Origin of the sequence: Corynebacterium sp. KPL2680, from assembly GCF_040225675.1 — a bacterium.
Taxonomy (GTDB): Bacteria; Actinomycetota; Actinomycetes; order Mycobacteriales; family Mycobacteriaceae; genus Corynebacterium; species Corynebacterium rhinophilum.
The window spans coordinates 1-22822 of record NZ_JBEHFM010000026.1 but is presented as its reverse complement, the minus strand read 5'-3'; the positions used below and the strand labels follow the sequence as shown (position 1 = coordinate 22822).

At 56.4% G+C, this 22822-nt stretch carries 27 protein-coding genes and 1 pseudogene; 14 read left to right on the top strand and 14 right to left on the bottom strand.

Annotation, left to right across the window (positions count from 1 at the left end; genetic code table 11):
- The 5 genes from ABRP66_RS10405 to ABRP66_RS10385 form a co-directional block, all read left to right on the top strand.
- Nucleotides 1–203 (top strand): hypothetical protein (locus ABRP66_RS10405; RefSeq protein WP_349838652.1); only part of this gene is annotated, 203 nt, incomplete at its 5' end.
- A 2-nt stretch (nt 204–205) separates the two neighbouring features.
- Complete coding sequence (locus ABRP66_RS10400; protein WP_284783606.1) at nt 206–376, top strand: helix-turn-helix domain-containing protein; 171 nt, start codon at nt 206–208, stop codon at nt 374–376.
- Nucleotides 377–404: 28 nt separating this feature from the next.
- Entirely contained in the window at nt 405–779 is a 375-nt protein-coding gene (locus ABRP66_RS10395) for a hypothetical protein (protein ID WP_284771178.1), read from the top strand.
- Between the two features lie 229 nt (nt 780–1008).
- Nucleotides 1009–1245: a helix-turn-helix domain-containing protein gene (locus tag ABRP66_RS10390; protein ID WP_284785694.1), complete on the top strand. Its 237-nt coding sequence runs from the start codon at nt 1009–1011 to the stop codon at nt 1243–1245.
- Nucleotides 1233–1595 (top strand): DDE-type integrase/transposase/recombinase, encoded by a 363-nt coding sequence (locus ABRP66_RS10385; protein WP_349838651.1) that lies wholly within the window; start codon nt 1233–1235, stop codon nt 1593–1595. The genes ABRP66_RS10390 and ABRP66_RS10385 overlap by 13 nt, the downstream gene beginning before the upstream one ends.
- A gap of 473 nt (nt 1596–2068) precedes the next feature.
- Here the strand turns inward: ABRP66_RS10385 and ABRP66_RS10380 are convergent, their stop codons facing one another.
- From ABRP66_RS10380 to ABRP66_RS10365, 4 genes are all read right to left on the bottom strand, one after another.
- Nucleotides 2069–2572, bottom strand: coding sequence for a hypothetical protein (locus ABRP66_RS10380; protein ID WP_284771231.1), 504 nt, complete (start codon nt 2570–2572; stop codon nt 2069–2071).
- A 349-nt stretch (nt 2573–2921) separates the two neighbouring features.
- Nucleotides 2922–3842, bottom strand: coding sequence for a DUF5926 family protein (locus tag ABRP66_RS10375; RefSeq protein ID WP_005279695.1), 921 nt, complete (start codon nt 3840–3842; stop codon nt 2922–2924).
- Between the two features lie 20 nt (nt 3843–3862).
- On the bottom strand, nt 3863–4567 hold the full coding sequence (locus ABRP66_RS10370) for a glycerophosphodiester phosphodiesterase family protein (RefSeq protein ID WP_349838650.1): 705 nt from the start codon (nt 4565–4567) through the stop codon (nt 3863–3865).
- Nucleotides 4567–5514: an L-lactate dehydrogenase gene (locus ABRP66_RS10365; protein WP_284771233.1), complete on the bottom strand. Its 948-nt coding sequence runs from the start codon at nt 5512–5514 to the stop codon at nt 4567–4569. Before ABRP66_RS10365 ends, ABRP66_RS10370 begins: the two co-directional genes overlap by 1 nt.
- Nucleotides 5515–5601: 87 nt before the next feature.
- Between ABRP66_RS10365 and ABRP66_RS10360 the strand changes: the two genes are divergently transcribed.
- The gene (locus tag ABRP66_RS10360) at nt 5602–7344 is read left to right on the top strand and encodes an alpha/beta-hydrolase family protein (protein ID WP_284771234.1); all 1743 of its coding nucleotides are present in this window, start codon (nt 5602–5604) and stop codon (nt 7342–7344) included.
- Here the strand turns inward: ABRP66_RS10360 and msrA are convergent.
- Nucleotides 7341–7988, bottom strand: coding sequence for a peptide-methionine (S)-S-oxide reductase MsrA (msrA, locus tag ABRP66_RS10355; RefSeq protein ID WP_284771235.1), 648 nt, complete (start codon nt 7986–7988; stop codon nt 7341–7343). The two genes, ABRP66_RS10360 and msrA, sit on opposite strands and share 4 nt — an antisense overlap.
- Nucleotides 7989–8151: 163 nt before the next feature.
- Between msrA and ABRP66_RS10350 the strand changes: the two genes are divergently transcribed.
- The 3 genes from ABRP66_RS10350 (at nt 8152) to ABRP66_RS10340 (ending at nt 11340) form a co-directional block, all read left to right on the top strand.
- Nucleotides 8152–8754: a superoxide dismutase gene (locus ABRP66_RS10350; protein ID WP_284771236.1), complete on the top strand. Its 603-nt coding sequence runs from the start codon at nt 8152–8154 to the stop codon at nt 8752–8754.
- 125 nt (nt 8755–8879) lie between these two features.
- Nucleotides 8880–10031, top strand: a complete 1152-nt coding sequence (locus tag ABRP66_RS10345) for an MFS transporter (RefSeq protein WP_284771237.1) — start codon at nt 8880–8882, stop codon at nt 10029–10031.
- A gap of 10 nt (nt 10032–10041) precedes the next feature.
- Nucleotides 10042–11340, top strand: coding sequence for a copper oxidase (locus ABRP66_RS10340; protein ID WP_284771238.1), 1299 nt, complete (start codon nt 10042–10044; stop codon nt 11338–11340).
- Here ABRP66_RS10340 and ABRP66_RS10335 read toward each other — a convergent pair.
- Nucleotides 11337–12770, bottom strand: a complete 1434-nt coding sequence (locus ABRP66_RS10335; protein WP_284783613.1) for a TM0106 family RecB-like putative nuclease — start codon at nt 12768–12770, stop codon at nt 11337–11339. The two genes, ABRP66_RS10340 and ABRP66_RS10335, sit on opposite strands and share 4 nt — an antisense overlap.
- Nucleotides 12771–12838: 68 nt before the next feature.
- Here ABRP66_RS10335 and ABRP66_RS10330 point away from each other — a divergent pair, with 68 nt between their 5' ends.
- Both ABRP66_RS10330 and ABRP66_RS10325 read left to right on the top strand, forming a co-directional pair.
- Nucleotides 12839–13471, top strand: a complete 633-nt coding sequence (locus tag ABRP66_RS10330; RefSeq protein WP_284771240.1) for a DUF6474 family protein — start codon at nt 12839–12841, stop codon at nt 13469–13471.
- A gap of 200 nt (nt 13472–13671) precedes the next feature.
- On the top strand, nt 13672–13983 hold the full coding sequence (locus ABRP66_RS10325) for a histone-like nucleoid-structuring protein Lsr2 (protein ID WP_284771241.1): 312 nt from the start codon (nt 13672–13674) through the stop codon (nt 13981–13983).
- Nucleotides 13984–13987: 4 nt separating this feature from the next.
- On the opposite strand, the gene ABRP66_RS10320 is transcribed toward ABRP66_RS10325, so the two are convergent.
- Complete coding sequence (locus tag ABRP66_RS10320; protein WP_023018163.1) at nt 13988–14626, bottom strand: response regulator; 639 nt, start codon at nt 14624–14626, stop codon at nt 13988–13990.
- A gap of 37 nt (nt 14627–14663) precedes the next feature.
- Complete coding sequence (locus ABRP66_RS10315) at nt 14664–15827, bottom strand: sensor histidine kinase (RefSeq protein WP_284771242.1); 1164 nt, start codon at nt 15825–15827, stop codon at nt 14664–14666.
- Between ABRP66_RS10315 and ABRP66_RS10310 the strand changes: the two genes are divergently transcribed.
- The gene (locus ABRP66_RS10310; protein WP_284771243.1) at nt 15826–16356 is read left to right on the top strand and encodes a DUF2020 domain-containing protein; all 531 of its coding nucleotides are present in this window, start codon (nt 15826–15828) and stop codon (nt 16354–16356) included. The genes ABRP66_RS10315 and ABRP66_RS10310 overlap by 2 nt on opposite strands.
- On the opposite strand, the gene ABRP66_RS10305 is transcribed toward ABRP66_RS10310, so the two are convergent.
- Entirely contained in the window at nt 16353–16505 is a 153-nt protein-coding gene (locus ABRP66_RS10305; RefSeq protein WP_284771244.1) for a hypothetical protein, read from the bottom strand. The genes ABRP66_RS10310 and ABRP66_RS10305 overlap by 4 nt on opposite strands.
- Nucleotides 16505–17167, bottom strand: a complete 663-nt coding sequence (locus ABRP66_RS10300; protein ID WP_284771245.1) for a class E sortase — start codon at nt 17165–17167, stop codon at nt 16505–16507. Before ABRP66_RS10300 ends, ABRP66_RS10305 begins: the two co-directional genes overlap by 1 nt.
- 35 nt (nt 17168–17202) lie before the next feature.
- On the opposite strand from ABRP66_RS10300, the gene yidC reads away from it, so the two are divergent.
- Entirely contained in the window at nt 17203–18147 is a 945-nt protein-coding gene (gene yidC, locus ABRP66_RS10295) for a membrane protein insertase YidC (RefSeq protein ID WP_284771246.1), read from the top strand.
- Here yidC and ABRP66_RS10290 read toward each other — a convergent pair.
- From ABRP66_RS10290 to ABRP66_RS10280, 3 genes are all read right to left on the bottom strand, one after another.
- On the bottom strand, nt 18104–18712 hold the full coding sequence (locus ABRP66_RS10290; protein ID WP_284771247.1) for a TetR/AcrR family transcriptional regulator: 609 nt from the start codon (nt 18710–18712) through the stop codon (nt 18104–18106). The genes yidC and ABRP66_RS10290 overlap by 44 nt on opposite strands.
- A 78-nt stretch (nt 18713–18790) precedes the next feature.
- The gene (locus ABRP66_RS10285) at nt 18791–19042 is read right to left on the bottom strand and encodes a GlsB/YeaQ/YmgE family stress response membrane protein (protein ID WP_005279667.1); all 252 of its coding nucleotides are present in this window, start codon (nt 19040–19042) and stop codon (nt 18791–18793) included.
- Between the two features lie 177 nt (nt 19043–19219).
- Nucleotides 19220–20119 carry a universal stress protein gene (locus ABRP66_RS10280; RefSeq protein ID WP_284771248.1) on the bottom strand — a complete coding sequence of 300 codons (900 nt, stop codon included), beginning with the start codon at nt 20117–20119 and terminating at the stop codon, nt 19220–19222.
- 120 nt (nt 20120–20239) lie between these two features.
- Here ABRP66_RS10280 and ABRP66_RS10275 point away from each other — a divergent pair, with 120 nt between their 5' ends.
- Nucleotides 20240–21286, top strand: coding sequence for a pseudouridine synthase (locus ABRP66_RS10275; RefSeq protein ID WP_502879915.1), 1047 nt, complete (start codon nt 20240–20242; stop codon nt 21284–21286).
- A 195-nt stretch (nt 21287–21481) separates the two neighbouring features.
- Here the strand turns inward: ABRP66_RS10275 and ABRP66_RS10270 are convergent.
- Nucleotides 21482–22644 (bottom strand): annotated as a pseudogene (locus tag ABRP66_RS10270) (IS3 family transposase).
- Between the last annotated feature and the right edge of the window lie 178 nt (nt 22645–22822).

Below are 22822 nucleotides of genomic sequence, written 5' to 3'. Positions count from 1 at the left end.
GTACTACGGTGGTCGCCAGCCTCATTCATAAGGGGCCCACCGTCAGTTACAGATACACCACGCTACTGGACGCAACCAAGTTCGAATTGATGCAGCCAGAGCGAGGCGAATTTCAGTATCAAGCGCATGGCACGCCTTTTGAAGGTGTCTCGGTCTGGATACTACACATGGGCCCATATGCAGCAGCAACGTTTATCCGGTAAAGATGATCGGACATCTTTTTACGATGATGTTGATAGCAAGATTCACCAGATCTGAAAAAGACTCCGACGAGGTCTATGGTGCCCCGCGGATTACCGCAGAACTCGCCGAGCGCTACCAGATCAGTGTGAATCGCAAGACTGTGGCCAAGCGGATGCGCCTGATGGGGCATTGAAGGGATGTCACCGCGTGCTTTTGTGCCCGTGACAACGATCCAAGCCAAGCGTAAATCTACTTTTGATGACCTGGTCAAGCGCATGTGTGATACCGGTGAGCTCAACCGGGTGTGGATGTCAGATATTATGGACCTGGCCCCTGTTTGGTGGACACCTGATATCCGGCCCAGTCGGGTTGGCAAGATTGGTAATCTGCCACCATGTCCAGGTATTCCGAACAGTTCAAACGCGATGCCGTGGCCCTCTATAAGGAACAATGAGGGCCTCTCGCTGAACTCAGCATTAGCCGAACTCGGCATCAACCGAGCTTCGCTGCATTCTTGGGTCAAAAAGTACGGCACCGGCAAACGTGCCCGCATTAAAGCCGTGCATGATAAAGCCCAAGCGGCGAATGATTCGTGAGACGGATCCGCCAGCTAGAGAAAGAAAACGCAAAACTGCGCGAAGAACGCGACATCCTGCGCAAGGCCGCGAAGTATTTTGCTTAAAGCAACTCACGGGAGTTCTGCTTCCAGTGTGGCTATGACCCCCGAACCAAGTACTCGGCTTATGCGGATGTGTAATGTGTTAAAGCTGAATCGTTCCTCGTTTTATAAGTGGGTCCAAACCCGTAAAAAGCGCAGGATAAGAGATGTATTCTGATGCCCTTATTGGTGCAAAAATCAAGGCCACTTTTGATGATGAGCACGGGCTTTATGGTGTTAAACGCATCGCCGCAAGCCTGAACGAGGACACGGCGTATGCCCCGGTCAACCACAAGAAGGTCGCACGAGTTATGAAAAGCCATGGGACTTCAATGGCTTTACAAAACGGCGTCGATGCATCACCACCAGGCGCAAACCTGGTCACCGTGTCATGCCAGATTTAGTAGGCCGTACATTCACAGCCAACGAGCCGAACCGTGTGTATGTACGCGATATTACCTACCTGCCGTGCAGGGGAGGCAAGAACATGTATGTGGCTACAGTCATTGACACCTATTCACGCAAACGTGCAGGTTATGCACTCGCAGACCACATGCGTGTCTTATTGGTCATCGATGCTCTAGCCCACGCACACGGTGTGCGTGGCAGTCTTGATGAGGCCATTTTTCATTCCGATCACGGCAGCGTGTACACCTCACAGGCCTTTAGGAACTATTGCTCGTCGTTGGGTGTGCGCCAGTCCATGACAGCGGTAGGAACTAGTGCTGATAGAAGCCCTGGCAGAGTCGTTTAACGCTACTTGAAAGCGGGAAGTGCTGCGTGATCGGAAGGTCTTTGACAATCCGATCTCCTGCCGTCAGGAAGGAGCGTGTCAAGTTGTTTGTGTGTGTGGGGTTGGATTATAGGTATTTGTCGAAGCAGTCGGGGAAGGCTACGGCCAGGTTCCAGATACACCACACTAATGGACGCAACCGGGGCACTTCACTTCTTCCGTCTCTCGATGAGTAAAGATCCCATTACAGATACAGCAAAAGCATAAACCGTGACAGCAATGAGCTCACCGATTGAAGAGGCTTGGGAACCGTCCTTGACTATTAGTGCCAGAATAATAAGAGCTGGAATGGCCCAAAATACCGCCACAGTAGCAGCGATACGTGATCGTCCCGGTTCCTCAGGCGTGCGAATAGCTGCTAACCCCGCACAGATTGAAAAACCTAGCACGAATAGCACAAAAATTGGCCAGCTATGCATATACGGTAGTCCTTTTTATTTCTTGCGAACGTGGTCCAAGTAGAACTTAACTGTAGCGTTCATAATTTTCTGCTTCACACTTGTGGGGACTAAGCTCCAAGCACCTTTACCGATCGTGCCACCTGCACAGCTAAAGATAGCGTTTTTGACATAGTCGCCGCCACCTTCCCCACGATTCACAAGGTCCACCAAAAGAGAAGTCGGAATACTGGATAAAGCACCAGACGCACACCAGGCAACCGCTGAAATGGCTACGCCAGCGATCACCGGAAGAGCGCGTTCCCCATTATTTGCGTCTACCTGCGCCCTATTAAATTCTTTAATCGCTTCGGAGCCGAGGTAGTCATGAATCTCCTCGATCTGCTCTTGCGTTGGAGCGGGACCGGTCGTAGTGTATTCCGTTTGACTTTCCATAAAAGCACTCTTCGACAATGGTGCTGCCTGTGCAACAGTCATTAAAGTTGTAGGCAAAGAGAGCGCCAGACAAAACGCGGCCGCACGAGTTTTCAAACGCGACATCGTACTCCCAAAAAATTGACTTCAGATACGCGCATAAATATACAGCTCGAAGCAGATAATGCAACAGGGAGACTGAAGTGTCCCAGCTTTTGTTCCGTTTGAGTGGCTGGGAAAACTGGGACACTTTACTTATCGATGCATACCCCCTCCTGACCGGTTGCGCTCATGGAATTTGCTCACCTGCAAGAGGCCGATCGTGGTTACTACCGCCGGAAAAACATCAGCCCCACACAAAAACCCACTTCCCCTTGTACTACTAAATCCGAGGTAGCCACAGCGGCAAGACGCACAAAAGCGGCCCTTTCCTCCTTATCTTTTTGAGGTAAAGGGCCGCTTTGGTGTGGTGCGTTTAGCGCAACGTCACCTGGCGGGACTTGATGTTTTCTAGCTGCTTGCGCTCTTCTGCGTTCAATTGCGCGTCATTGGAGATTTCTTCTTCCAAGGCCTTATCTACGCCCGCGAGCTTGTCCTCATAAGAAGAGTAATCAACCTCGGGCTGCACGTCAAAGACGGGAGCGATGAGTCCGTGGGTGCGGAAGACTCCGGCGAACTTGGTGTCCTCGCCCAGGTTCAGCTCGCCGCGCGCGGCGACTCGCGCCAGGGCGTTGAGGAATGCGGCCTCATCGTCGTTCGGGCGCACCCAGCGCACGTGCGCTTTGCCGCCGCCGGCATTGGCCCAAAAGGCGGTACCGGTAATGTCCTTGCCCACCTGGTGGGATTCGATGACCGAGTCATTGGCGGCGCGCATGGACTGCGATACCTCAGGGGTGACCTGCGCGCCTTCCGGAATCCACCAGCTGAAGTCCTGGTGAACTTCGATGTCGAGGGTGGTTGCGGCATCGATAAGCTCACTAAGCTCTGGCTGCGAACCATCGGCCGCGGTCGATTCCAAGGTAGAGCCTGGCTCGTTGTTCTTTACCCAGTTCAGGGCGAAGGCCAGATCCCGGCCGGGGTTATGAGTGTGGGACTGCACCTGCAGTGCCACAAAAGCATCGCCGCCGAATTCCTCATCGCGGATCAGCGCCGCGGTGGCGCCCGGGAGGACGGTAGAGACGTAGACGTTCCTATCGCAGCCCTTCACGTCGAGCTTCGCAAAAGCGGAGGGCACGAACTCTTGCATGGCAACGAGGGAAGCCTCCGCCGCAAGGCCGCTATAGGGGCGTGGGTCCTTTTCTAGGGCGGCGCGCTCTTTGGCGCGGGCAGCAAGCTTCGCCTGACGGCGGGACATGCCCTCAGGCAGGTCTTCTTGTTTCTTTTTCTTCTTGGCCATGCCTCCAAGATACCTGCTTTCTACAGCTCAATAGCGCGCAGGGCCACCTCCGGCTGATTGGTGGCAAGCATGTCCACGCCATTGGACCAGGCCCACTTCATGTCCTCCGGCTTATCAACGGTCCACATATACGTGGGCAAACCCTGCGCACCGATAATGGCCGCCTGCATCTTGGCGCGCAGCAGGGAAACCCCCAGGGCGCTCGGCCGCGACCACATGAAATCCGAGCGATTGAAATGGCGTTCCCAATCTCGGCGCAGGTAAATGCGGTCAATATGCGGTGCCAAAATTTTCATGCGCCGGATGGCCTTATGGGAAAAGGAAATAACGTGAAGGCGCGGATCCTCATCAAGCCCGGCGGCGCGCAGTCGTTCCATGACCCGCTTTTCCAAGGCGCTACCTTGCCCAGAGGGGTGCTTGGTTTCAATATAAAGGTGGTGAGGCTTGTCCTCCAGCATGGCCAAGAGGTCATCGAGAAGCATCATGCGCTGCCCCTTGCCGATGTCGACCTCGCTCAGCTCCCGCCAGTCCATCGCCGAAACTCGCCCGGCGCGCCCCGTCGTTCGCTCCAAGGTGGGATCGTGCTGGACTACCACCTTGCCGTCGCGGCTTAACCGCACATCGCACTCCACGCCATGGATAGGAAGCTCCATGGCCTTTTCAAAAGCTAAGGAGGATAGCTCCGGGTATTTTCCGGAATATCCCCTATGCGCGACGATGTGCACTAGCCAAAGAACTTTTCTTTGATGTCATTGAGCGTCTTTGCAGAAGCGTCGAAGCGCTCCTTTTCGTGCTCGTTGAGCTGCAGTTCTACTGGGCGCACGATGCCGGTGCGGTTCACGATGGCCGCGGTGCCGATGTAGAGGTCCTCCACGCCGTACTCGCCCTGCAGGTAAGCAGAGACGGGAAGCGCCACGTCCTGGTTCTGGATGATCGCGGCGGTAATGCGTGCAAGCCCCATGCCGATGCCGTAGGAGGTCGAGCCCTTTGCATCGATAATGGAGTAGGCGGCGTCGCGGGTTTCTTCAAAGATCTTTTCAATGCGCTCGGCGTATTCCGGATCCTTTTCCAGCTTCTGCGAAAGCGGCACACCGGCAACATTCGCGGTGGAGACGGCCGGTAGCTCAGAATCGCCGTGCTCACCAATGATGTAAGCGTGTACGGACTTCGGTGCCACGCCTTCCAATTCACCCAGCATGTAGCGGAAGCGCGCGGAGTCCAGAATCGTACCGGAGCCGATGACCCGCTTGTGGTCAAAGCCGGAGGCCTTCCATACCGCGTAGGTCAGGATATCGACCGGGTTGGAGGCGACTAGGAAGATGCCGTCGAAGTCATTAGCAATGACATCCGCGACGATGCTGTTCATGATCTTGACGTTCTTATCCACCAGGTCAAGGCGGGTTTCACTGGGCTTTTGGGCAGCGCCGGCACAGATGACGACCATGTCAGCGTCCGCGCAATCCGCGTAGGTGCCCTTGGTGACGCGGGTGCGCTGTGGCGACCAGACTACGCCGTGGTTGAGGTCCATGACATTGCCTTCCAGCTTCCGCTCATCGATGTCGATGATGGCCAGGTGGTCGACGATGCTCTGGTTGACCAGTGCGTAGGCGTAAGCGACTCCCACGTCACCCGCGCCAATGAGAACGACTTTATTTCCTACATGCTTTGCCATAACCCCATTGTGCAACGCTTAGCGGGGTTTTGCATGCGGATTGTTTCACACTGCGCAACGGAACATGTTCTGGGATAATGGGCAACCATGAAACGCGCCTTCAGCCGCGCTGCACTAATTTCTCTTGGCGTAGTCGCGGATCTCACGCCCGTCGTCCGCATGACCAGCCGACAAACGTTGCCGCCTCATATGTCGGCCGGGATTTTAGGCGCAGAGCTGGCCACGTGGGCCGCGGTATCCCCGTCCCTGCTGCCCCGCCCGTGGTGGGTAACGGCGGCAAATGTATCTATCGGGCAGGCCATCGGGCACCTCGGGGCGGCCTCGACGAGCTTTGTGCTCAACCGGCTGGGCAAACGCCCGCAAGACCGTTTGGGCCCGCAACACCGCCAAATCTTGCACTTAGCTATTGGCGCCGGCACCGCCTTCAACGCGGCGCTCTCGCTGCGCAACCAGGAAAAGCAGGCGGGTCTGGTCAATAAGCAATTGGTTCGCGGTCCGGCTACCGCGGCCATCGGCCTAGCCGCCGGCACCGCCGGATACGGCGCCCTGCTCTTGGTAGGCGAGGCCGCACAACTAACCGTGACCAAGTTATCGCGTCAATTGGGTCGCTGGGTTCCAGCACTCGTGGCCTGGCCGGTCGTCACCGCAGGTCTAACCTTGGCCGCGGTGAGGCTATCGGACCGCGTGGTATTCCGTCGCTGGATCCGTTCGCTCTCCCACAAGGCACAGCGCTTAAACAAGCAAATCTTTCCCGGTACGTCGATGCCCTGGGAGCCGGAGCGCTCCGGCAGCCCATGGTCACTTGAACCTTGGTCCGCGCTGGGGCAACAAGGGCGGCGTTTTGTCTCTAACGGTCCGCGCGCCCGCGATATTCGCACCGTCACCGGCGCTCCCGCCAAAGAACCCATCCGCATTTATGCCGGCTATATCCCAGGGCGCTCCTTTGCCCAAGCGGCGAAGAAGGTGCGCTCAGAATTGCAGCGCACCGGTGCGCTGCGCCGGGATACCATCGTCATTCAGATGCCCGCGGGATCCGGGTGGATTAATAACTGGGGCGCGAGCTCCTATGAGTTTTTGACCGCCGGTGATTGCGTCACCGTCACCATGCAGTATTCCTACCTGCCCTCGGTTTTTGCCTACCTCGTGGATAAAAACGCGCCCAAGCGCGCCGCGGCCGAGCTCATTTCCGTGGTGCAAGAAGAAATTGACAAGCTCCCAGAAGAAGACCGCCCGCGTCTCTACCTTGCGGGAGAATCCCTGGGCGCCTACGCCATTATGGAAAACTTCCAGAACAAGGAAGAACTTCTCGCCGCCTGCAGCGGCGCGGTCTTTTCTGGCCCGCCGCGGATGACGCGCTTTACCCAGCGCCTGCGCCGCGATATCGGCTCGCTCGAGCGGCTCCCCGTCATCGATGGCGGACAACACGTCCGCTTTGTTGCCCACCCGGAGCACTCGCGCCGCGATGCCTTTGGCAACGATTTTTCCTCGAGCTGGCGCCGGCCCCGCGTGCTCATTGCCCAGCATGCCTCCGATGCCATCGTGTGGTGGGACCTAAACCTAATGTTCCGCCGCCCCACCTGGATGCATGAACCCCAACCGGAAACACTCCGGGCGGATACGCTCCGCCACCTGCGCTGGGCGCCGTTTATTACTTGGTGGCAGATTGGCCTAGACCAGATCAACTCCCTAAACGTCCCTGGTGGCCACGGGCATAACTATTTTCAGGAGATGCTCTGGTACTGGAACGAGGTCCTAGGCTCCCAATCGCGCCTGAACCTCACTCCAAAATTAGCCGGAAAAATCGCCGGATTTATCCGCCTCGACGCCTAATCGCACTTCACACCAGTGCTGTGGTGCGGGCAGTACCCGTTCGGCACCTTGTGCAGGTACTGCTGGTGCTCGTCTTCGGCCAGGTAGTACTCGCCAGAGTCCGTATCAGCTAAGCGTTTTACTTCGGTCGTGGTTTCCCCAAAACCAAATTCTTTGAGCTTATCCGCGTAGCTATCCACGATTTTTTGGATCTCTTCCCGCTCTTCTTCAGTACGGGGATAAAACGCGGAACGGTACTGCGTGCCCACGTCATTTCCCTGGCGGAAGCCCTGCGTCGGATCGTGGGCTTCCAGGGCCTTCACCACGAGCTCGCGCAAGGAGATCTTCTCTGGGTCGTAGATAACTTCCACGGTTTCTGCATGGTTTGTTTGCCCGCGGCAGACCTCATAATACGTGGGGTTCGGGGTGGTGCCGCCGGCGTAGCCCACAGATGTGGACTCGACGCCATCGGTCTCCCAAAACATCTTTTCCGCACCCCAGAAACAGCCCAGGGCAATCAAAATCGATTTCTGGCCGTCCTTCCACGGGCCGGTAATTGGGGTATTCAGCACCGCGTGCGGGGCGGGGTCCAAGACCGGCTCGCTGCGGCCCGGCAATGCATCTTCCGCAGCCACTATCTTCGGTTCTGGTTTAAACATCCACATCAGTTAAAGCTCCTTTCTCCATTTCCCTAATAACGTTGTACTGGGCAAATAGATTCCCGGGCCACTAAATATTCGCTGTAATTGCAGATTTCAAATTAATCATGGCGAAATCTTTCGATCGTGCCTATCATCGGGACACGTACCCGAAGAAAGGATTACACAAATGGCTGTTTACGAACTTCCTGACCTCCCATACGCATACGATGCACTGGAGCCACACATCTCCGCAGAGATTATGGAGCTCCACCACGACAAGCACCACGCAACCTACGTGAAGGGTGCTAACGCTGCCCTCGAGGCACTGGAAGAGGAGCGCAACGGCGAGGCTAACCCAGACCGTATCCGCGCCCTGTCCAAGAACTTGGCATTCAACCTGGGTGGCCACACCAACCACTCCATCTTCTGGAAGAACCTGTCCCCGAACGGTGGCGGCCAGCCCACCGGCGAGCTGGCAGAGGCTATCGACCGCGACTTCGGTTCCTTCGAGAAGTTCCAGGCACACTTCGCTGGTGCCGCTACCTCCCTGCAGGGTTCCGGCTGGGCAGTGTTGGGTTACGACCACATCGCTGACCGCCTGATCATCGAGCAGCTCACCGACCAGCAGGGCAACGTTTCCGTTGACTTCACCCCGCTGCTCATGCTCGATATGTGGGAGCACGCTTACTACCTGCAGTACAAGAACGTGAAGGCTGACTACGTCAAGGCCGCATGGAACGTCTTCAACTGGGACGACGTTGCAGAGCGTTTCGCTGCAGCTAAGAAGTAACTTTTAACTTAGTTACTTTCTGCCGCCTTTCCTTACTGGAAGGGCGGCATTTTTATGTTTGCGCTAACCCCATCAAGGGTGTGGCGCAATTTACACCGCCGCCTGTGAGGAGAATGCTGGTATGCATGACCAGAAACCGGCGCGCCACCATCGCCATGCTCCTTTTGGGCTTGGCGGTGTTTTCTAGCCTCTATACCACCCAAGCAATTTTGCCCACGTTGGTAACGGATATGGGCATCTCACACACTGAGGCGGCCATGACCGTGTCGGCCGCCACCGGCGCGTTAGCCATCTGCGTGGTTCCGGCGTCCATCCTTTCTGAGCGCTATGGGCGCGGGCGCATCCTCCTCATTTCCGCCATCGCCGCCACCATCCTGGGCCTCGTGGTGCCCCTAGCCCAAGAAGGCTGGCAGCTCATTGCCCTGCGCGGGCTGCAGGGCGCGATGTTATCTGGTGCTCCGGCGACGGCCATGGCCTGGCTATCAGAAGAGCTCGAGGATCATGCTTTGCCTAAGGCGATGGGCCTTTATATTGCCGGTAATTCCGTGGGCGGGCTCACCGGCCGCATTATTCCCGCTGGCTTGGTGGAGTTTTCCTCATGGCGCTGGGCGATGCTCGGTTCCGCCGTGGTCTCCCTGGCCTTTGCCATCACCTGCTGGCTCCTCCTGCCCGCCCAGCGGAATTTTCACCCCAAGCCAATTCATTTCCGCTCCGAGCTGAGCGCGGTCTTTGGGCACTGGGCAAATAAGGATCTTGCCACACTATTTATCGTTGCCTTTTTATCCATGGGCACGTTCGTGTCCATGTATAACTTCCTCACCTTCCGCCTGACTGGGGATTTTGGCCTGTCGCCGGCGCTGGCTGGTTTTACCTTCCTGTTTTATCTCTCTGGCACGTGGTCCTCGGCTCGGGCGGGCACGCTGGTCGCGCGCATTGGGCACGGAAAAACGATGGTCGGTTCCGCCGCGCTCTTTACCGTGGGCATTATCCTCTGCGCCGGCAACCTGGCAATGACGCTTATTGGCATGGTGTGCCTGACCATCGGTTTCTTCGCGGTGCACTCCACCGCATCTGGCTGGGTGGGGCAACTGGCCACCCACGACCGCGCCGAGGCGTCCTCAATGTACGTTTTCTGCTATTACCTGGGCTCATCCATCGTGGGCGCCTTGGCAGGCGTGCTTTTCGATGCCCTCACCTGGCACCAATTCATCGCCTGCTTCGCCGCCTTCGCACTCGCTCTCACGGGGTTGACTTGGACCAAGGTTAAATCCGACTAAACTCGGTTTTATGCCTCAAGATAAGTGGTCGAGCCGCACCTGGCACCGCAAAGCCTCACGCCCCGTGTCCATCTGGATGATGGTCTTCATCGTGGTGGGCGCAGCACACATTTTCGTGCCCAATTATCGCTGGGTACTAATCCACCTCTTCACGTTGGGCCTAGTCACCAACAGCATCCTGGTGTGGTCGCAGCACCTCACGGAAAAATTCGTGCAACAAAAACTGCCGGATTCCGCCCGCCCCAAACAGCTCGCGCGCATCTATATCCTCAATATCGGCATCATCATCGCCGTCGCGGGCCAAATCCTCGTGCAATTCTGGGCTCACCACTGGATACTGACCCAGATCGGTGCCACGCTTATCGCGCTTACCGTTTTATGGCACGCGGTGGCCTTGTTTACCCAGTGGCGCTCCGCTAAGGATAAGCGCTTCCGCCCAGTTGTCGGCGCCTATGTACTATCCGCGCTGTGCCTGCCGGTAGGTGCAGTCTTCGGCGCAATCCTGGCCATTCACCCGGGCGATCCGCAGTTGCTCTTGGCCCATATCGCCGCCAATATCGGCGGTTTCATCGGCCTTGCCGCGGCAGGTTCGTTGACCATTCTCTTTCCCACCATCTGGCGCACGCAGGGCACCAATGAGCGCATGTCCTCCTCGTTCCTGCTACTTACCCTGGGCGTGGTGGCAACGACGATCGGCGCGTTCCTGAACTTCCCGCAGCTCGGGCTGATTATCTATTGCATCGGCTGGATCTTGAGCCTGCAGCAGTGGCTCGGCAATGTCATCGACGTCGCCCGCGCACCGCGCGACCGCGTTAACTTTGCCTCCGTCTCGGTGCTGATGGCCGCGCTCTGGCTGGTGCTTTCCCTGACGTACTACACCACGCAGCACTTCCTCGTGGCAGAACCAGGGCTTCCCACGCTCGGCCTCGTGGTGGGCTTTGCGGCGCAGCTGCTCATCGGAGTCATGAGTTATCTTCTTCCCACCACCATGGGCGGCGGCCCCGGCGCGGTCCGCGCAGGACTGCAAGAGCTGGATCGGTGGGGCCTATTGCGCGCCACATTCGTCAATGGCGGCCTGCTTATCTGGATCGCCACGGATATCTCCGTGCTCAAGGTAGTGGCCTCGCTGTTATGCATCGGCTCTTTGGCGGTCTACCCCATATTCATCGCCCGCGCGGTCAAGGCCCAAAAGCAGGTGTTGATGAAAAAGGCGGAAGGTCCCGAGCCAAAAACCACCGCGGACTGGAACCAAATCTATATCGGCATTGGCATCCTGCTGTTCATATATGTCTTTATTGCCGCGCTCTAGAGCTCCGGGATTCCCGGCGCGCCGTCGCTCATCCACTCACGCACTATCCGGGTGGCGTGCACATCGCCGGCGTTATAGTCCAAGAGGCGCTGCCGGACGCTCATGTCGCCGGCCAGGGCCTCCCGGCGCGCGTTCACGGATTCCTCGCCATCAAAGTCCTCGTCCGGCCACCGGAATCCCGCCACTGGGGCCACCACTTTGAGCCCCAGCCCAAAGGGCCCCGCGAAGGATCTCTTCACGTAGGCAAACATATCCACCCACTCCGGGGAAGAGATAAAGTCTTCTACGTCCCGTTCATCTACCTCCCGGAAGCGCTGCGCGGAACGGCGCATCCAGTGGTTCTCGCCGTGGGCGGAATAGCAATAAGCGGCAAAGGTCTTGCCCTCCGCATGCGCTGTATCGCGCAACCGCATCAACCACCGCCAAAATTCGGCGAAGATCTCCGCCTCAGCGCGCCCGCCTAGCGGCTCCCAGGTCACGAAGGGGTGGTACTCGCCCTCGAACCACGCGCCCCACAGGTAAGCGCCCTGGTCCATGTAGGCTTCCATGTCCACATCCACCTCGACATCCGCGCGCGGCACCGCTGTATCCCCGCGGCGCAACAGCGTCTGACCGGAGCGCCACGCGGCCGCGAGGCGGGAGGGCTCGCCCGCATTGGCATCGATAAGCGCCTGCACCGTGGTAATGCCGCGCTCGCGAAAGGGGCGGGCGAGATCGCCCGGTAAGAAAAGGGAAATATCGTCCGCCGCCACCAGCTCTTGCTCGCACAGGGGCCAGAACCTACAACTCGCGCATTCCTTGACCCGCACCGGCGCGGTGGGAAGCGGCTTATCCCAAGCGCGCTGCACGTCAAACTTCGCCGTCTCCGTGAAAAAGGCCTGCTGGCGGTCCTGCCCGATGGCACCGCCGCGCCCAGAGTTCAGGCCCATGTCTTCCAAGGCCTGGGCGGCGAGCGCCAAACGATACCCATCGACGGCATGGTGGCGGGACTTATACGGAACCTCCATAGGCTCGCTCAGCCCAAGGCGATGGGTGGGCACGGCAAGCGTGGTTTTCTTTGGGTTCTTGCGCGCGACGCGGTGGTTGCTCACAATAATGGGGGTATAGGAGCTGCCCTCTCGGAGTAGCAATTCCACGTGTACTTTCCACTTTTCGGTGGCAAAGACCGCATTGGTGATGTGGGTATAGCCGGAGGCAATGGCCTCCAGCGTGGCCATGGCGCGTTCCCAATCATCGCCTTCTAGATCGATGCGCCGGAAACGGCCAGGGGCTTTGCGCGGGAATAATTCCATGACCGCGTCTACGGCGGCGCTGTGGCGTTCGGCCCTAGCGATCGAGGATCGGGTGCGCGGAATCTCCGGGTGGGCGCGCCGCTGCACCAAGCGATAGCGGCACCCAACGAGATCCGAAGCTACAACGACATCCTCCACACCGGGTGAGCTTAATAGAACAGCAAGGTAATGTTGAATCCAGACTCGATCAAACGTAAGGGAAAATAATGAGTATCCTCAAGAAATTGAAAAAGGCTCGCCAAGAAGCGCGTGCGCAGGCCAAGGCGGCAAAGGCGCGCGCCAAGGCTGAGGTAAAGGCCCAGTCGAAGGATCGTCGCCGCCAACAAAAGCTCCTTGCCAAGCAAGAAAAGCACCTTGTTAAGGCCGAAGAAAAGGGCCTCAAAAAGCGCCGGAAGCACGAACAAAAAATGGCGGAAAAAGAACTGGAAAAGTTGCGCGAGGGCCACTTTAATTCTGGCAAGGTCAAGCGCTATGCAGGCGCATTGCGCACCGCCGCCCCGCTGTTGCTTCCCCTCGTTTATCGCGCATTTGTGGGCCTTAAGTCCGAAAAAGAAAAGCGCAAGGCTCACAAGGCAGGCGTGAGTTCCGCGGAAATGGCCTCTTTTTCTGGCTATGGCGCCCCGCTCAAGGCCCGCACCGCCGGCATCCGTAATTCCCTCAAGGATGTAGATCTGCCCGCCGGCTTCAAGCGCGACGTGCGCGAGCGCCTCGAGGAGGTTGATTCCGCGATCGATAACGCCGAATTCATGACGGAGCAGCAGCGCCGCCGTGCACATAAGACCATTAGCGGAGAGATCGATTCCGTTACTGCGGAGATTCAACAGCGCCTGGGCGCTTAATTTCTCTTTTTCTTTCTACCAATCGCCGTTCACCTTTCTTTAAGGTGGCGGCGATATTTTTTACGCGAGCGCCAATAAGTAAATTTTTATTGTCTATTAATTTCCACACTGGTAGAATTGAATTAAAGTTAATTCAGATTCCAAATGCCGGTATTAGGCAAACATATCGACGCAATAAACCATGAAACCATGGAGGTACTATGGCACGCCGCGAAATCACGCAATTTTATGATGACCTAGATAATAAACTCATTGGTGAGGATGAATTAGAAGTAGTTCGCTTCAGCGTCAACGGACGTAGCTACCTCATGGATCTATCTCGCGACAATGCTCGCCGCTTCCACGAGGCAATCGCTCCCTTTGTCGAGGCCGCACATGCCGCCCCCGATGCCGAGTCCCCACAGGTCGATCCCCGCAAGGTCCGCGAATGGGCAAAAAAGCAGGGCCATGACGTAGCGCGCCGCGGCAAAATCCCCCAAGACATTATCGACGCCTACAACGCCGCCCACTAGACGTTCAAAGCACGCCCTGTTCCCTAGCGGCCGCCACCGCGGACGTGCGGGAGCGCACACCCAATTTGTCATAAATGTGCACCAGGTGGGACTTCACCGTGGCCTCAGAAAGCATGAGGTCGTGGCCAATTTGCCGGTTCGAGGCCCCCGCCGCCACCAGTTGCAAAACCTCTAGCTCGCGCGGGGTCAGCGAGGTGCGGGGCGTGCGGACTCGGGTCATGAGGCGATCGGCCACGATGGGCGAGAGCGCCGAGTCCCCCTCCGCCGTCGAATGGACGGCATCCAAAAGCTCCTGCGGTGGAGCGTCTTTTAGGAGGTAGCCCACCGCGCCTGCTTCGATAGCGCCGAGGATATCCGCATCGGTGTCGTAATTGGTGATGACCAACACCTTGGGCGGCGTGCTCATGGAGGAACGAATCTGCGCGGTGGCTTCGACGCCACCCATAACGCGCGTTCCCTCCAGGCCCGCCCCGAAGCGCAGGTCCATGAGGATGACATCGATACCGCCTGCTTGTGCCGCAGACACAGCGGCCTCCGCCGTCGCTACCTCGCCCACGACGTCGATATCTTCGGCACCTTCAAGCACCGAACGCAGCCCCAGCCGCACAATCTCGTGGTCATCTGCCAAAAGGACCCGAATCACGACATCCCTCCTATCGATGTTTTTCTCAACCAAAAGTTTAATCTACCGCCTTATCAAAGGGCACACTAACTGACACAGCCGTTCCCTCCCCCGGCGCGGATTCTATGATCACCTCGCCGCCCAGCTCCTGCGCACGGCGCTGCATGGCAGAAAGGCCAATATGCCCCAGACCCGCCGGCGCGCTTTCCACCATCGCGGGATCAAAACCCTGCCCATTATCCACCACATCCACGCGCACCTCGTCGGTTTCATAGGTGACGGTGATCCGGGCGCGGCTGGCGTGGGCATGCTTGACGATGTTCCCCACCGCCCCCTGTGCAATCCGCAATAGCGCCGCCTCTATTTTCATCGGCAGCTGTTGCTCCGCGCCCTCGCTTTCGACCTCCACCTGGAACCCCGCCGTAGCGGCGAAGTTTTCCGCCATGCGCGTCAGCGCCGCCTCAAGGGATGTCTCCGTCAGTGTGGGAGGCTGCAGCGCCGCAATCATGGCCCGCGCCTCATGCAGGTTATCCGCCGCGGCCCGCCGGGCGAGCTCAATGCGCCGCCGGGCGGCGGCAATGTCGTGTTTATCCAGATCCCGGTCGGCGGAGTGCAGGAGCATCTGAATTGATGACAACCCCTGGGCCAAGGTGTCATGAATCTCATGGGCGATGCGCTGGCGTTCGGCCACCATGCCGGCGTCTCGTTCCGTGGCCGCCAATTGCGTACGGGTTTCTACTAGCTCCCGGTTCATGCGCGATAAGGTGCGAAACGCATAGGTAATCGCCACGGTTACTAGTGCCGAGACCGCCGGTCCCATCACTCCACCAAAGGTCAGACCTCCCGGTATCTGCACCACGACAGTGAGCACGGTCGCACCGATGACACACAGGATACCTGCGGTCACATCCAGCACCGTCAGGTACAAAAAGTACATGACGAATACCAGATAAATGGCGGCGGGAGCCACGAAAAGATCCGCACCCCATAACACCGTCAGGATGCTTATCCACAAGTAGCGCATGGGCCGCGGCCACTGCTCCGCATAGATCGATCCCGCAAAGTAGACGGCCGCGAACCCCACCAATAGCAATAGGTTAATAAGGGACTGCGATAGCGGCATTTTCACCGAAGTAAAAATACCCACCACTAACAGGACCGCAGTCAAGAAATGAATGCCGGTACGCAGTGCATCAGAATCCCGATCTAATGTGGAGCTCATGCGCAAAAGCCTACTTGTCCTTCTCGCCCTGACCGGAATAGGGATCGCGGGATGCCAGACCGAACAAGCAGACCAGACCGAACCGGAACACGAGGTGACACCGGAAAGCGCCGCCATCAACGTCGCACAGACCGCAGAGGTCAACGAGTGGAGCGATTGCCCCTATATCGATCCCGGCTGGTTGGAAAATACCAATGGCGAGCGTCTTACCAAGCAGGGCATCGACACGCGCTTTCCCACCCCCGCGTGCGTCTTCTGGTCTTATCAAGACCACCCGCAAGCTACCGTCATCGTGCGCGAGATGCCCACTGTAGAAGACGCCCGCGCCGCGGTGGATTGGGCCGCGCCAATCGATGCCACCGAGCCCGCCTCCTTTGCAGGCTGGGAAGGCGGACGGGGCATCGTCAATGAGCAGGCCGTCTATGCCGTGCAAAAGGATACCCACGCGGTGCTGGTGTGGAGCAATCAGCAACAGACCTTCAAGTCCGAGCAGATTGCTCAGGAAGCCATTGCCAATTTAGGGCTTTAAACCGCGACGTCGTTATAGGGCATCATCGGCGAAACCCAGGGGAAGACAACCTCCATGAGGAGGAAGAAGATTCCCACCGCAATGGCGATGGCGAGCAGCGCCTTCACTGGCTTCGGTCCTGGCAATAGATTCCACAAAGCGCGATACATTACTTAGCTTCCTTTCCAACTTCCATCGCGTGCACGATCATGCGCTCGGCGTTGGAAAATTGCGGGTGACAGGTAGTCAGAGTCAGCATTCCCCGCGTGGGGTCCGCTTCAGTTCCTGGGACGGGGTCGATCACTGAGACATCGCCAGGCGTGGTGATGTGCCTGCCTGCAACATGGCTATATTCTTCTGGTACTTCATCGAAGCAATCCGCATGCTCGCCATCGATAGGCAGCACCTTGTAAGTAATCTTTTCCGTTTGGGTTTCGATGATAACGTCATCGCAGGTGTGCAAAGAACCCAAATCATTAAATGGGGCACCCTTGCCTACGCGGTGCCCAGCCACCGCAAAATTCCCCGTCTCACCTGGCATTTGTGTGTCCTCATAGTGACCAGGTCCGCGTAGAAGATCATCATCATCCGTGCCTTGAATGATGGCAAAATGATAATCCGAGCCAAAGGCTGGGATGTACATCTGTGCGAAAGCCTCTCCCAAATCTGGGTCCACTTTCTCCCGGGGGTTGCGCCACTGCTCTTCTAATTTTGCATTAGCTTCATCTTGTAAGCGCCCTGATTCCACATTCGTCCAATAGGCTTCATAGAATGCAAATAGAACTAAAACCAAACCAATGGTTAGCATGAGTTCGCCCAGAACTTTTGTCATGTCCTAAACCATACTTCCTCTCCGAAAGGAAAACCATGTTCGAGTTCTTCATGTACCCGGTTTCCGGAATCATGAAATTCTGGCATTGGCTGATCAGCGGCTTCGTTGATGAATCCGCTGCATGGCTTGTCTCCATTTTCCTTTTGGTACTCACCGTGAGAGGCATCGTTATCCCCCTCAACTGGATGTCGCTGCGCTCCGCACGCATCGGTGTCCTCATGCGTCCGGAGAATAACGATATCTCTAAGGAAATGAACCAGGCCAGCACCAAAGAGGAAATGGCTGCGCTCATCAAGAATCAGCAGGATCTCATGAAGAGCTATAACTACAAACCTGCTGCTGGCTGCATCCCACCGCTCATCATGATTCCGGTTTTCATTGGTTTGTACCAAGTAATCCTTCGGATGTCGAAAATCGATCAGGACTCAAAGACCGTCGGCATGCTCAATGCTGACGACGTCGCCGCCTTTCGTGAAACCACATTCTACGGTGCCCCAATCACTGACTTCGCCCGCGATCACGGCGATCTTCTTAATCCCGTCCTCATTGCTGCCATCGTCTTTACCATGGCGAATTCCATCATCGCCCTAATCCGCAGCTTCCTCACCACGCAATTCGATCTAAAACTGAACCGCCGCATATTCATTTTCATGGGCATTTTGCTCATCATCGTGCCCTTCTTCCTCTGGCACCTAGCTCATAATGGCCCCATTCCCGTCGCCATCATTATTTATTGGGCCTGTGCATATTGGATTACCCTCATTCAGACCATCATCTTCGAAATCATGCTGCGCGAGTTCTACCCGCTTACAGATGAAGTAAATGCGATGCGTCGTGAGAGCCTTCAAAATTGGCGGAATAAAGAAAAACAACCCGCTCTTTCCAAGGAGGAGAAAAAGCGGGTCAACCGGCTGCGCATTGAGGCGCGCAAGCACCTTAAATCGAATAATCAGCAGGAGGAGCCGAAAGCATCTGAGTAGCTAGCTCGCGGGCGGTATAGAGTGGCCCTGCTTCTTTGGTCAGGCGGGATCCGGCGAGACCGCCATCGAGGAAAATCAAGAGCTGGCTTGCTTGGGAGGCCGAGGGATAACCGTTGCGCTCCGTCAACAGAGCCGTCAAGGTAGAGTGCACCCAATTGCGATGCTGCATGCAGGCCGCGACGATGCCGCGCTCCGAATCCGTTTCAGGCCGCGGGTACTCGCCCGCTGCATTCAAGAAGTGCGAACCGCGGAATCCTTCCTCCGGCTCTTCCTCAATGACCTTGTCAAAAAAGGCCAAGATCTTTTGGTCCGGATCCTGCATGGCAGCCGTCCGCTGCTCCCAGTCCTGGCGGAATTGTTCATCCAAGGACTCTACGTAGGCAATAACCAAGGCATCCTTGGAACCAAACAAGGAATATAGGGATGCCTTGGCCACATCCGCTTCGCGCAAGATGCGGTCAATACCGATGACGCGAATGCCCTCAGTTTTAAAGAGCTTTGTTGCAGATTCCAGCAATCGGCTCCGCGGGCTGGGGCGATTGCGGCGCGACTTCTTCTCTGCCATGGATTCCTCTCTACAACGACAAAACCGGTTCATCTATACTTTATAGACAAACCGGTATGTACGCTAGTTATATGCGGACTATTGTTTCACCTTGTCCACAATCCACAGCAAGATGCAAGCACCAGCGGTGGCAGCGACGATGGAGAAGATCCAACCACCGCTAGCCTCAATATTCAGTAGCTGGATAATGATGCCACCGATGAGGCCGCCGATAACACCCACCACCAAGTTGGTAAACAACCCGTGGTCACGCTTCATAATCTTCTCTGCCAGCCAACCGGCAATGATACCAACAATGATTGAAGTAAATAGACCCAAACCTAGTCCCATGATTTCCTCCTAATATAAACGTGTCGAATACTGCCCAGTTTAAACCCCTGTGACTCAAGTGGCGATAACAAATGCGACACATTTGTATAGCAAAGTGGCTTTAAAACACCAGAAGCGCTCCACTCCTAGCTCTAAAAGCCGGGAGAAGAGCGCTGGGAAGTCAGGCTAGTGAATGATTTAGCCTTCGTCGTCTGGGCGTACCACCATCATCGGGCACGGTGCAGACTGCAGCAATGCGCGGGAGGTAGAGCCAAGGACCATGCCCTTGAATCCACCACGGCCGTGGGAACCAACGACGAGAAGCTGCGCGCCTTCGGCGGCCTCCGTCAACGCACGGACGGGCCGGTCACGGGTGATCTGCTTCTTCACCTCAACATCTGGGAACTCTTCGCGCGGTTCCTTCAGGTTTTCTTCCAGCACCTCAGCTTGTTCCTTTTCAATCTCTGACCACTCAGACTGAGCTGCAGAGAGGCCGGCGAGGGATGCCTGGATTTGCATATCCATCCAGGTGTGCACGGCAACGAGGGCCGCGCCGCGAGCCTGGGCTTCGCGGAAAGCATAGGAGGTTGCCTTCTGAGAAACCTCGGAACCGTCCACGCCAACGACAACTGGGCCGTATTTGGTGGAGTCGGTGACGTTATTATCTTCACGAACCACAACTACCGGGCAAGCGGCGTGGGAAACAACTGCTGCGGAGACAGACCCCATGACCATGCCGGACAGGCCGCCCATGCCGCGCGAACCCATCACGACCATGGTGACGTCTTGAGACATTTCCAAGAGCATATCGATGGGGGAGCCCTCTGCGATGGTGTGCCCAATCTTGAGCTCTGGGGCTACCTCGTGAGCGATTGCACGAGCTTCCTCAATCTTTTCCAGGGTGTCGTCCTGCAAGTCATCGTAGAGATCCTTCGGCGGAACCATACCTTCTGCATACAGGAATTGCGGTATGGTGTAGCTCGATGCGATGCGCAGCGGGATTTCCCTCTTCATCGCCGTATTTGCCGCCCAACGGACGGCGTTCTTTGAGGCGTCAGAGCCGTCGACGGCGACGACTACAATGTCTTCCTTAGCCATGATCTTTCCTTTCAGTGGTTATAACTTAATTATAGTACGGATTAGGCTTAATGGTTGACAGTTGCAGGATCAGAATTGGACGGAGAGAAAATTTCGAGGAGCGTTCGGAATACGTCCCATATCACCGCGCCAATTCCGTCATTGAAAAAAGCCAGCACCTGGTCCGCGAGAGAATTAATATCCATGTCAAACACACTAATACACCACAAAAAAGGATTCAGCCCTTTGCCCATTAAAAATGGGCTGAACCCCACGCGCGTACGTACGCCGGAGGAAGGTCTCAGCACCTGGGATTTTCTCAGCGAAGTCATCTCCTCGCAGCGCCACCGCCACCCCAATGATGATGCACAGGCACTGCGTGACCGATTCACCGCGGGCGAGGTAGTCCTGCGCGATCAAACTCCCCTAAAGCCAGGTACCGTGCTCGGCAAAGATGTCGATGTCTTCTTCTACCGCATCCCCGCACCAGAAACACCCGTACCCTATGACATCCCCATCATCTATGAAGATGACAACATCCTGGTAGCCGATAAGCCCCCATTCATGGCCACCATGCCGCGCGCCCGGCACATCGTCGAAACCGCCACTGTACGCCTTCGCCGTTCCACCGGAAATAACGAATTAGTGCCGGCACACCGCCTCGACCGCCTCACCTCGGGCCTTCTTCTATTTACCAAGCACAAGGACGTCCGCGGCGCCTACCAGTCCCTCTTCGCAGAAAAGAAAGTCCACAAGACCTATCAGGCGGTCGCGGAATTCCGCCGCTTGCCGACGCCCCTCCAATGGTCCTCCCACCTAACTAAAACGCCCGGTGAAATCCAGGGACGAATAGCAGATGGTGAATCAAATGCTTTCACCACTCTAGAATCGGTAGAACCCATTAATAAGGGCCCTTATGAAAAAATTCACGGTTCACTAGCTGACCTCGGCATCTACACCCTAAAACCACAGACTGGGAAGACCCATCAATTGCGGCTGCACATGTGGCAGGCGGGCATACCGATCCTCGGCGATCCTGTCTACCCCACGATTTTCCCTGAGGAAGCTGAAGACATGTCCGTACCCATGCACTTAACAGCGACGGACTTAGAATTCGCGGATCCACTCAGCGGAAAGCCGCGCCATTTCATCTCAGGACTTCCATTGGTCATGCACAAATTGCTTTAAGCCTGAAGTGTCCCAGGTTTTGTTCCGTTTGAATAGAGGGGAAAATCTGGAAGGAACTGACCTCCATTTGGTGGCCACCTGATATTCAACCCAGTCGAGTTGGGAAGATGAAGTGCCCCGTGTTTTGTTCCTAGGCATGTGCCTTGATTTCTATTATGGGCCTGACCCCCGGAAAGTGGACACGTCGGGGGTTAGCTATGCTGCTTTGGTCAGTGTAGCTGATGTGAGTGCTTCGAAGTCATCGGGAGCTAGAAGGTTGCACCAGGAGTGCCGCCGGCGCGTGTTGTAGCGCATGCACCACCTAAAGACTTCCTGACGGCAGATAATGGGATTGTCAAAGACTTTCCTATCACGCAAGACTTCCCGCTTGAGCGTGGCGTTAAACGATTCTGCCAGGGCTTCTATCCGCACTCGTTCCTACCGCTCCCATAGACTGGCGCACACCCAACGACGAGCAATAGCTCCTAAAGGCTTGTGAGGTGTACACACTGCCGTGATCGTCAATGGAATATAGCCCCGTCAAGACTGCCACGCACACCGTGCGCGTGGGCTAGAGCATCGACGACCAATAAGACACGCATGTGGTCTGCGAGTGCATAACCTGCAAGTTTCCGTGAATACGTGTCAATGACTGTAGCCAAATACATGTTCTTGCCACCCTTACAGGGCAGGTAGGTAATGTCGCCAACATACACACGGTTCGGCTCGTCAGCGGTGAATGTACGGCCTACTAAATCTGGCATGACACGGTGGCCAGGCTTGCGCCTGGTGGTGATGCATCGGCGACGCTTGGTAAAGCCTTTAAGTCCCATGGTTTTCATGATGCGTGCGACTTTCTTGTGATTGATCGGGGTATACGCCGTGTCCTCGTTCAGGCTTGCGGCGATGCGTTTAGTACCATAAAGACCATGCTCATCATCAAAAGTGGCCTTGATTTTTGCACCAATAACAGCATCAGAATACATCCTTAACCTGGGATTTTTACGGGTTTGGAGCCACTTATAGAACGAGGAACGATTCAGCTTTAACACATGGCACATCCGCTTGACCGAGTACTCGGTTCGGTGGTCATAGACACACTGAGAAGCAGAACGCCCGTGAGTTGCTTTAAGCAAAATTTTTGGCGGCCTTGCGCAGGATGTCACGTTCTTCGCGCAGCTTCGCGTTTTCTTTTTCTAACTGGCGGATCCGTCTCACGACTCATTCGCTACTTGAGCTTTATCCTGCAATGCTTTTATGCGGGCACGTTTGCCGGTGCCGTACTTCTTGACCCATGAATGCAGCGAGGCACGGTTGATACCGAGCTCTGCTGATACTGAGTTCAGCGAGAGGTCCTCATTGTTCTCATAGAGGGCCACAGCATCGCGTTTGAACTGTTCTCAGTCCTGGACATAGTGGCAGATTACCAATCTTGCCAACCCGACTGGACTGGATATCAGGTGTCCACCAAACAGGGGCCGAGAGTGTCTGATGGTTTGTGTGTGGGAACCCAACCCGCATAAGGAGATGAACCAGAATGACTACTATGGCGAGACG

Bases quoted from the DNA above. Each gene is read 5' to 3' on its own strand.
- ABRP66_RS10300 (WP_284771245.1), bottom strand. From the start codon at position 17,167: ATGACAAAAGTTCTGGGCGAACTCATGCTAACCATTGGTTTGGTTTTA.
- ABRP66_RS10305 (WP_284771244.1), bottom strand. From the start codon at position 16,505: ATGTATCGCGCTTTGTGGAATCTATTGCCAGGACCGAAGCCAGTGAAG.
- ABRP66_RS10330 (WP_284771240.1), top strand. From the start codon at position 12,839: ATGAGTATCCTCAAGAAATTGAAAAAGGCTCGCCAAGAAGCGCGTGCG.
- msrA (WP_284771235.1), bottom strand. From the start codon at position 7,988: ATGTGGATGTTTAAACCAGAACCGAAGATAGTGGCTGCGGAAGATGCA.
- ABRP66_RS10280 (WP_284771248.1), bottom strand. From the start codon at position 20,119: ATGGCTAAGGAAGACATTGTAGTCGTCGCCGTCGACGGCTCTGACGCC.
- ABRP66_RS10375 (WP_005279695.1), bottom strand. From the start codon at position 3,842: ATGGCCAAGAAGAAAAAGAAACAAGAAGACCTGCCTGAGGGCATGTCC.
- ABRP66_RS10380 (WP_284771231.1), bottom strand. From the start codon at position 2,572: ATGTCGCGTTTGAAAACTCGTGCGGCCGCGTTTTGTCTGGCGCTCTCT.
- ABRP66_RS10390 (WP_284785694.1), top strand. From the start codon at position 1,009: ATGTATTCTGATGCCCTTATTGGTGCAAAAATCAAGGCCACTTTTGAT.
- ABRP66_RS10310 (WP_284771243.1), top strand. From the start codon at position 15,826: ATGCGCAAAAGCCTACTTGTCCTTCTCGCCCTGACCGGAATAGGGATC.
- ABRP66_RS10285 (WP_005279667.1), bottom strand. From the start codon at position 19,042: ATGGGACTAGGTTTGGGTCTATTTACTTCAATCATTGTTGGTATCATT.
- ABRP66_RS10400 (WP_284783606.1), top strand. From the start codon at position 206: ATGATCGGACATCTTTTTACGATGATGTTGATAGCAAGATTCACCAGA.
- ABRP66_RS10325 (WP_284771241.1), top strand. From the start codon at position 13,672: ATGGCACGCCGCGAAATCACGCAATTTTATGATGACCTAGATAATAAA.
- ABRP66_RS10350 (WP_284771236.1), top strand. From the start codon at position 8,152: ATGGCTGTTTACGAACTTCCTGACCTCCCATACGCATACGATGCACTG.
- ABRP66_RS10315 (WP_284771242.1), bottom strand. From the start codon at position 15,827: ATGAGCTCCACATTAGATCGGGATTCTGATGCACTGCGTACCGGCATT.
- yidC (WP_284771246.1), top strand. From the start codon at position 17,203: ATGTTCGAGTTCTTCATGTACCCGGTTTCCGGAATCATGAAATTCTGG.
- ABRP66_RS10385 (WP_349838651.1), top strand. From the start codon at position 1,233: ATGCCAGATTTAGTAGGCCGTACATTCACAGCCAACGAGCCGAACCGT.
- ABRP66_RS10360 (WP_284771234.1), top strand. From the start codon at position 5,602: ATGAAACGCGCCTTCAGCCGCGCTGCACTAATTTCTCTTGGCGTAGTC.
- ABRP66_RS10365 (WP_284771233.1), bottom strand. From the start codon at position 5,514: ATGGCAAAGCATGTAGGAAATAAAGTCGTTCTCATTGGCGCGGGTGAC.
- ABRP66_RS10290 (WP_284771247.1), bottom strand. From the start codon at position 18,712: ATGGCAGAGAAGAAGTCGCGCCGCAATCGCCCCAGCCCGCGGAGCCGA.
- ABRP66_RS10340 (WP_284771238.1), top strand. From the start codon at position 10,042: ATGCCTCAAGATAAGTGGTCGAGCCGCACCTGGCACCGCAAAGCCTCA.
- ABRP66_RS10345 (WP_284771237.1), top strand. From the start codon at position 8,880: ATGACCAGAAACCGGCGCGCCACCATCGCCATGCTCCTTTTGGGCTTG.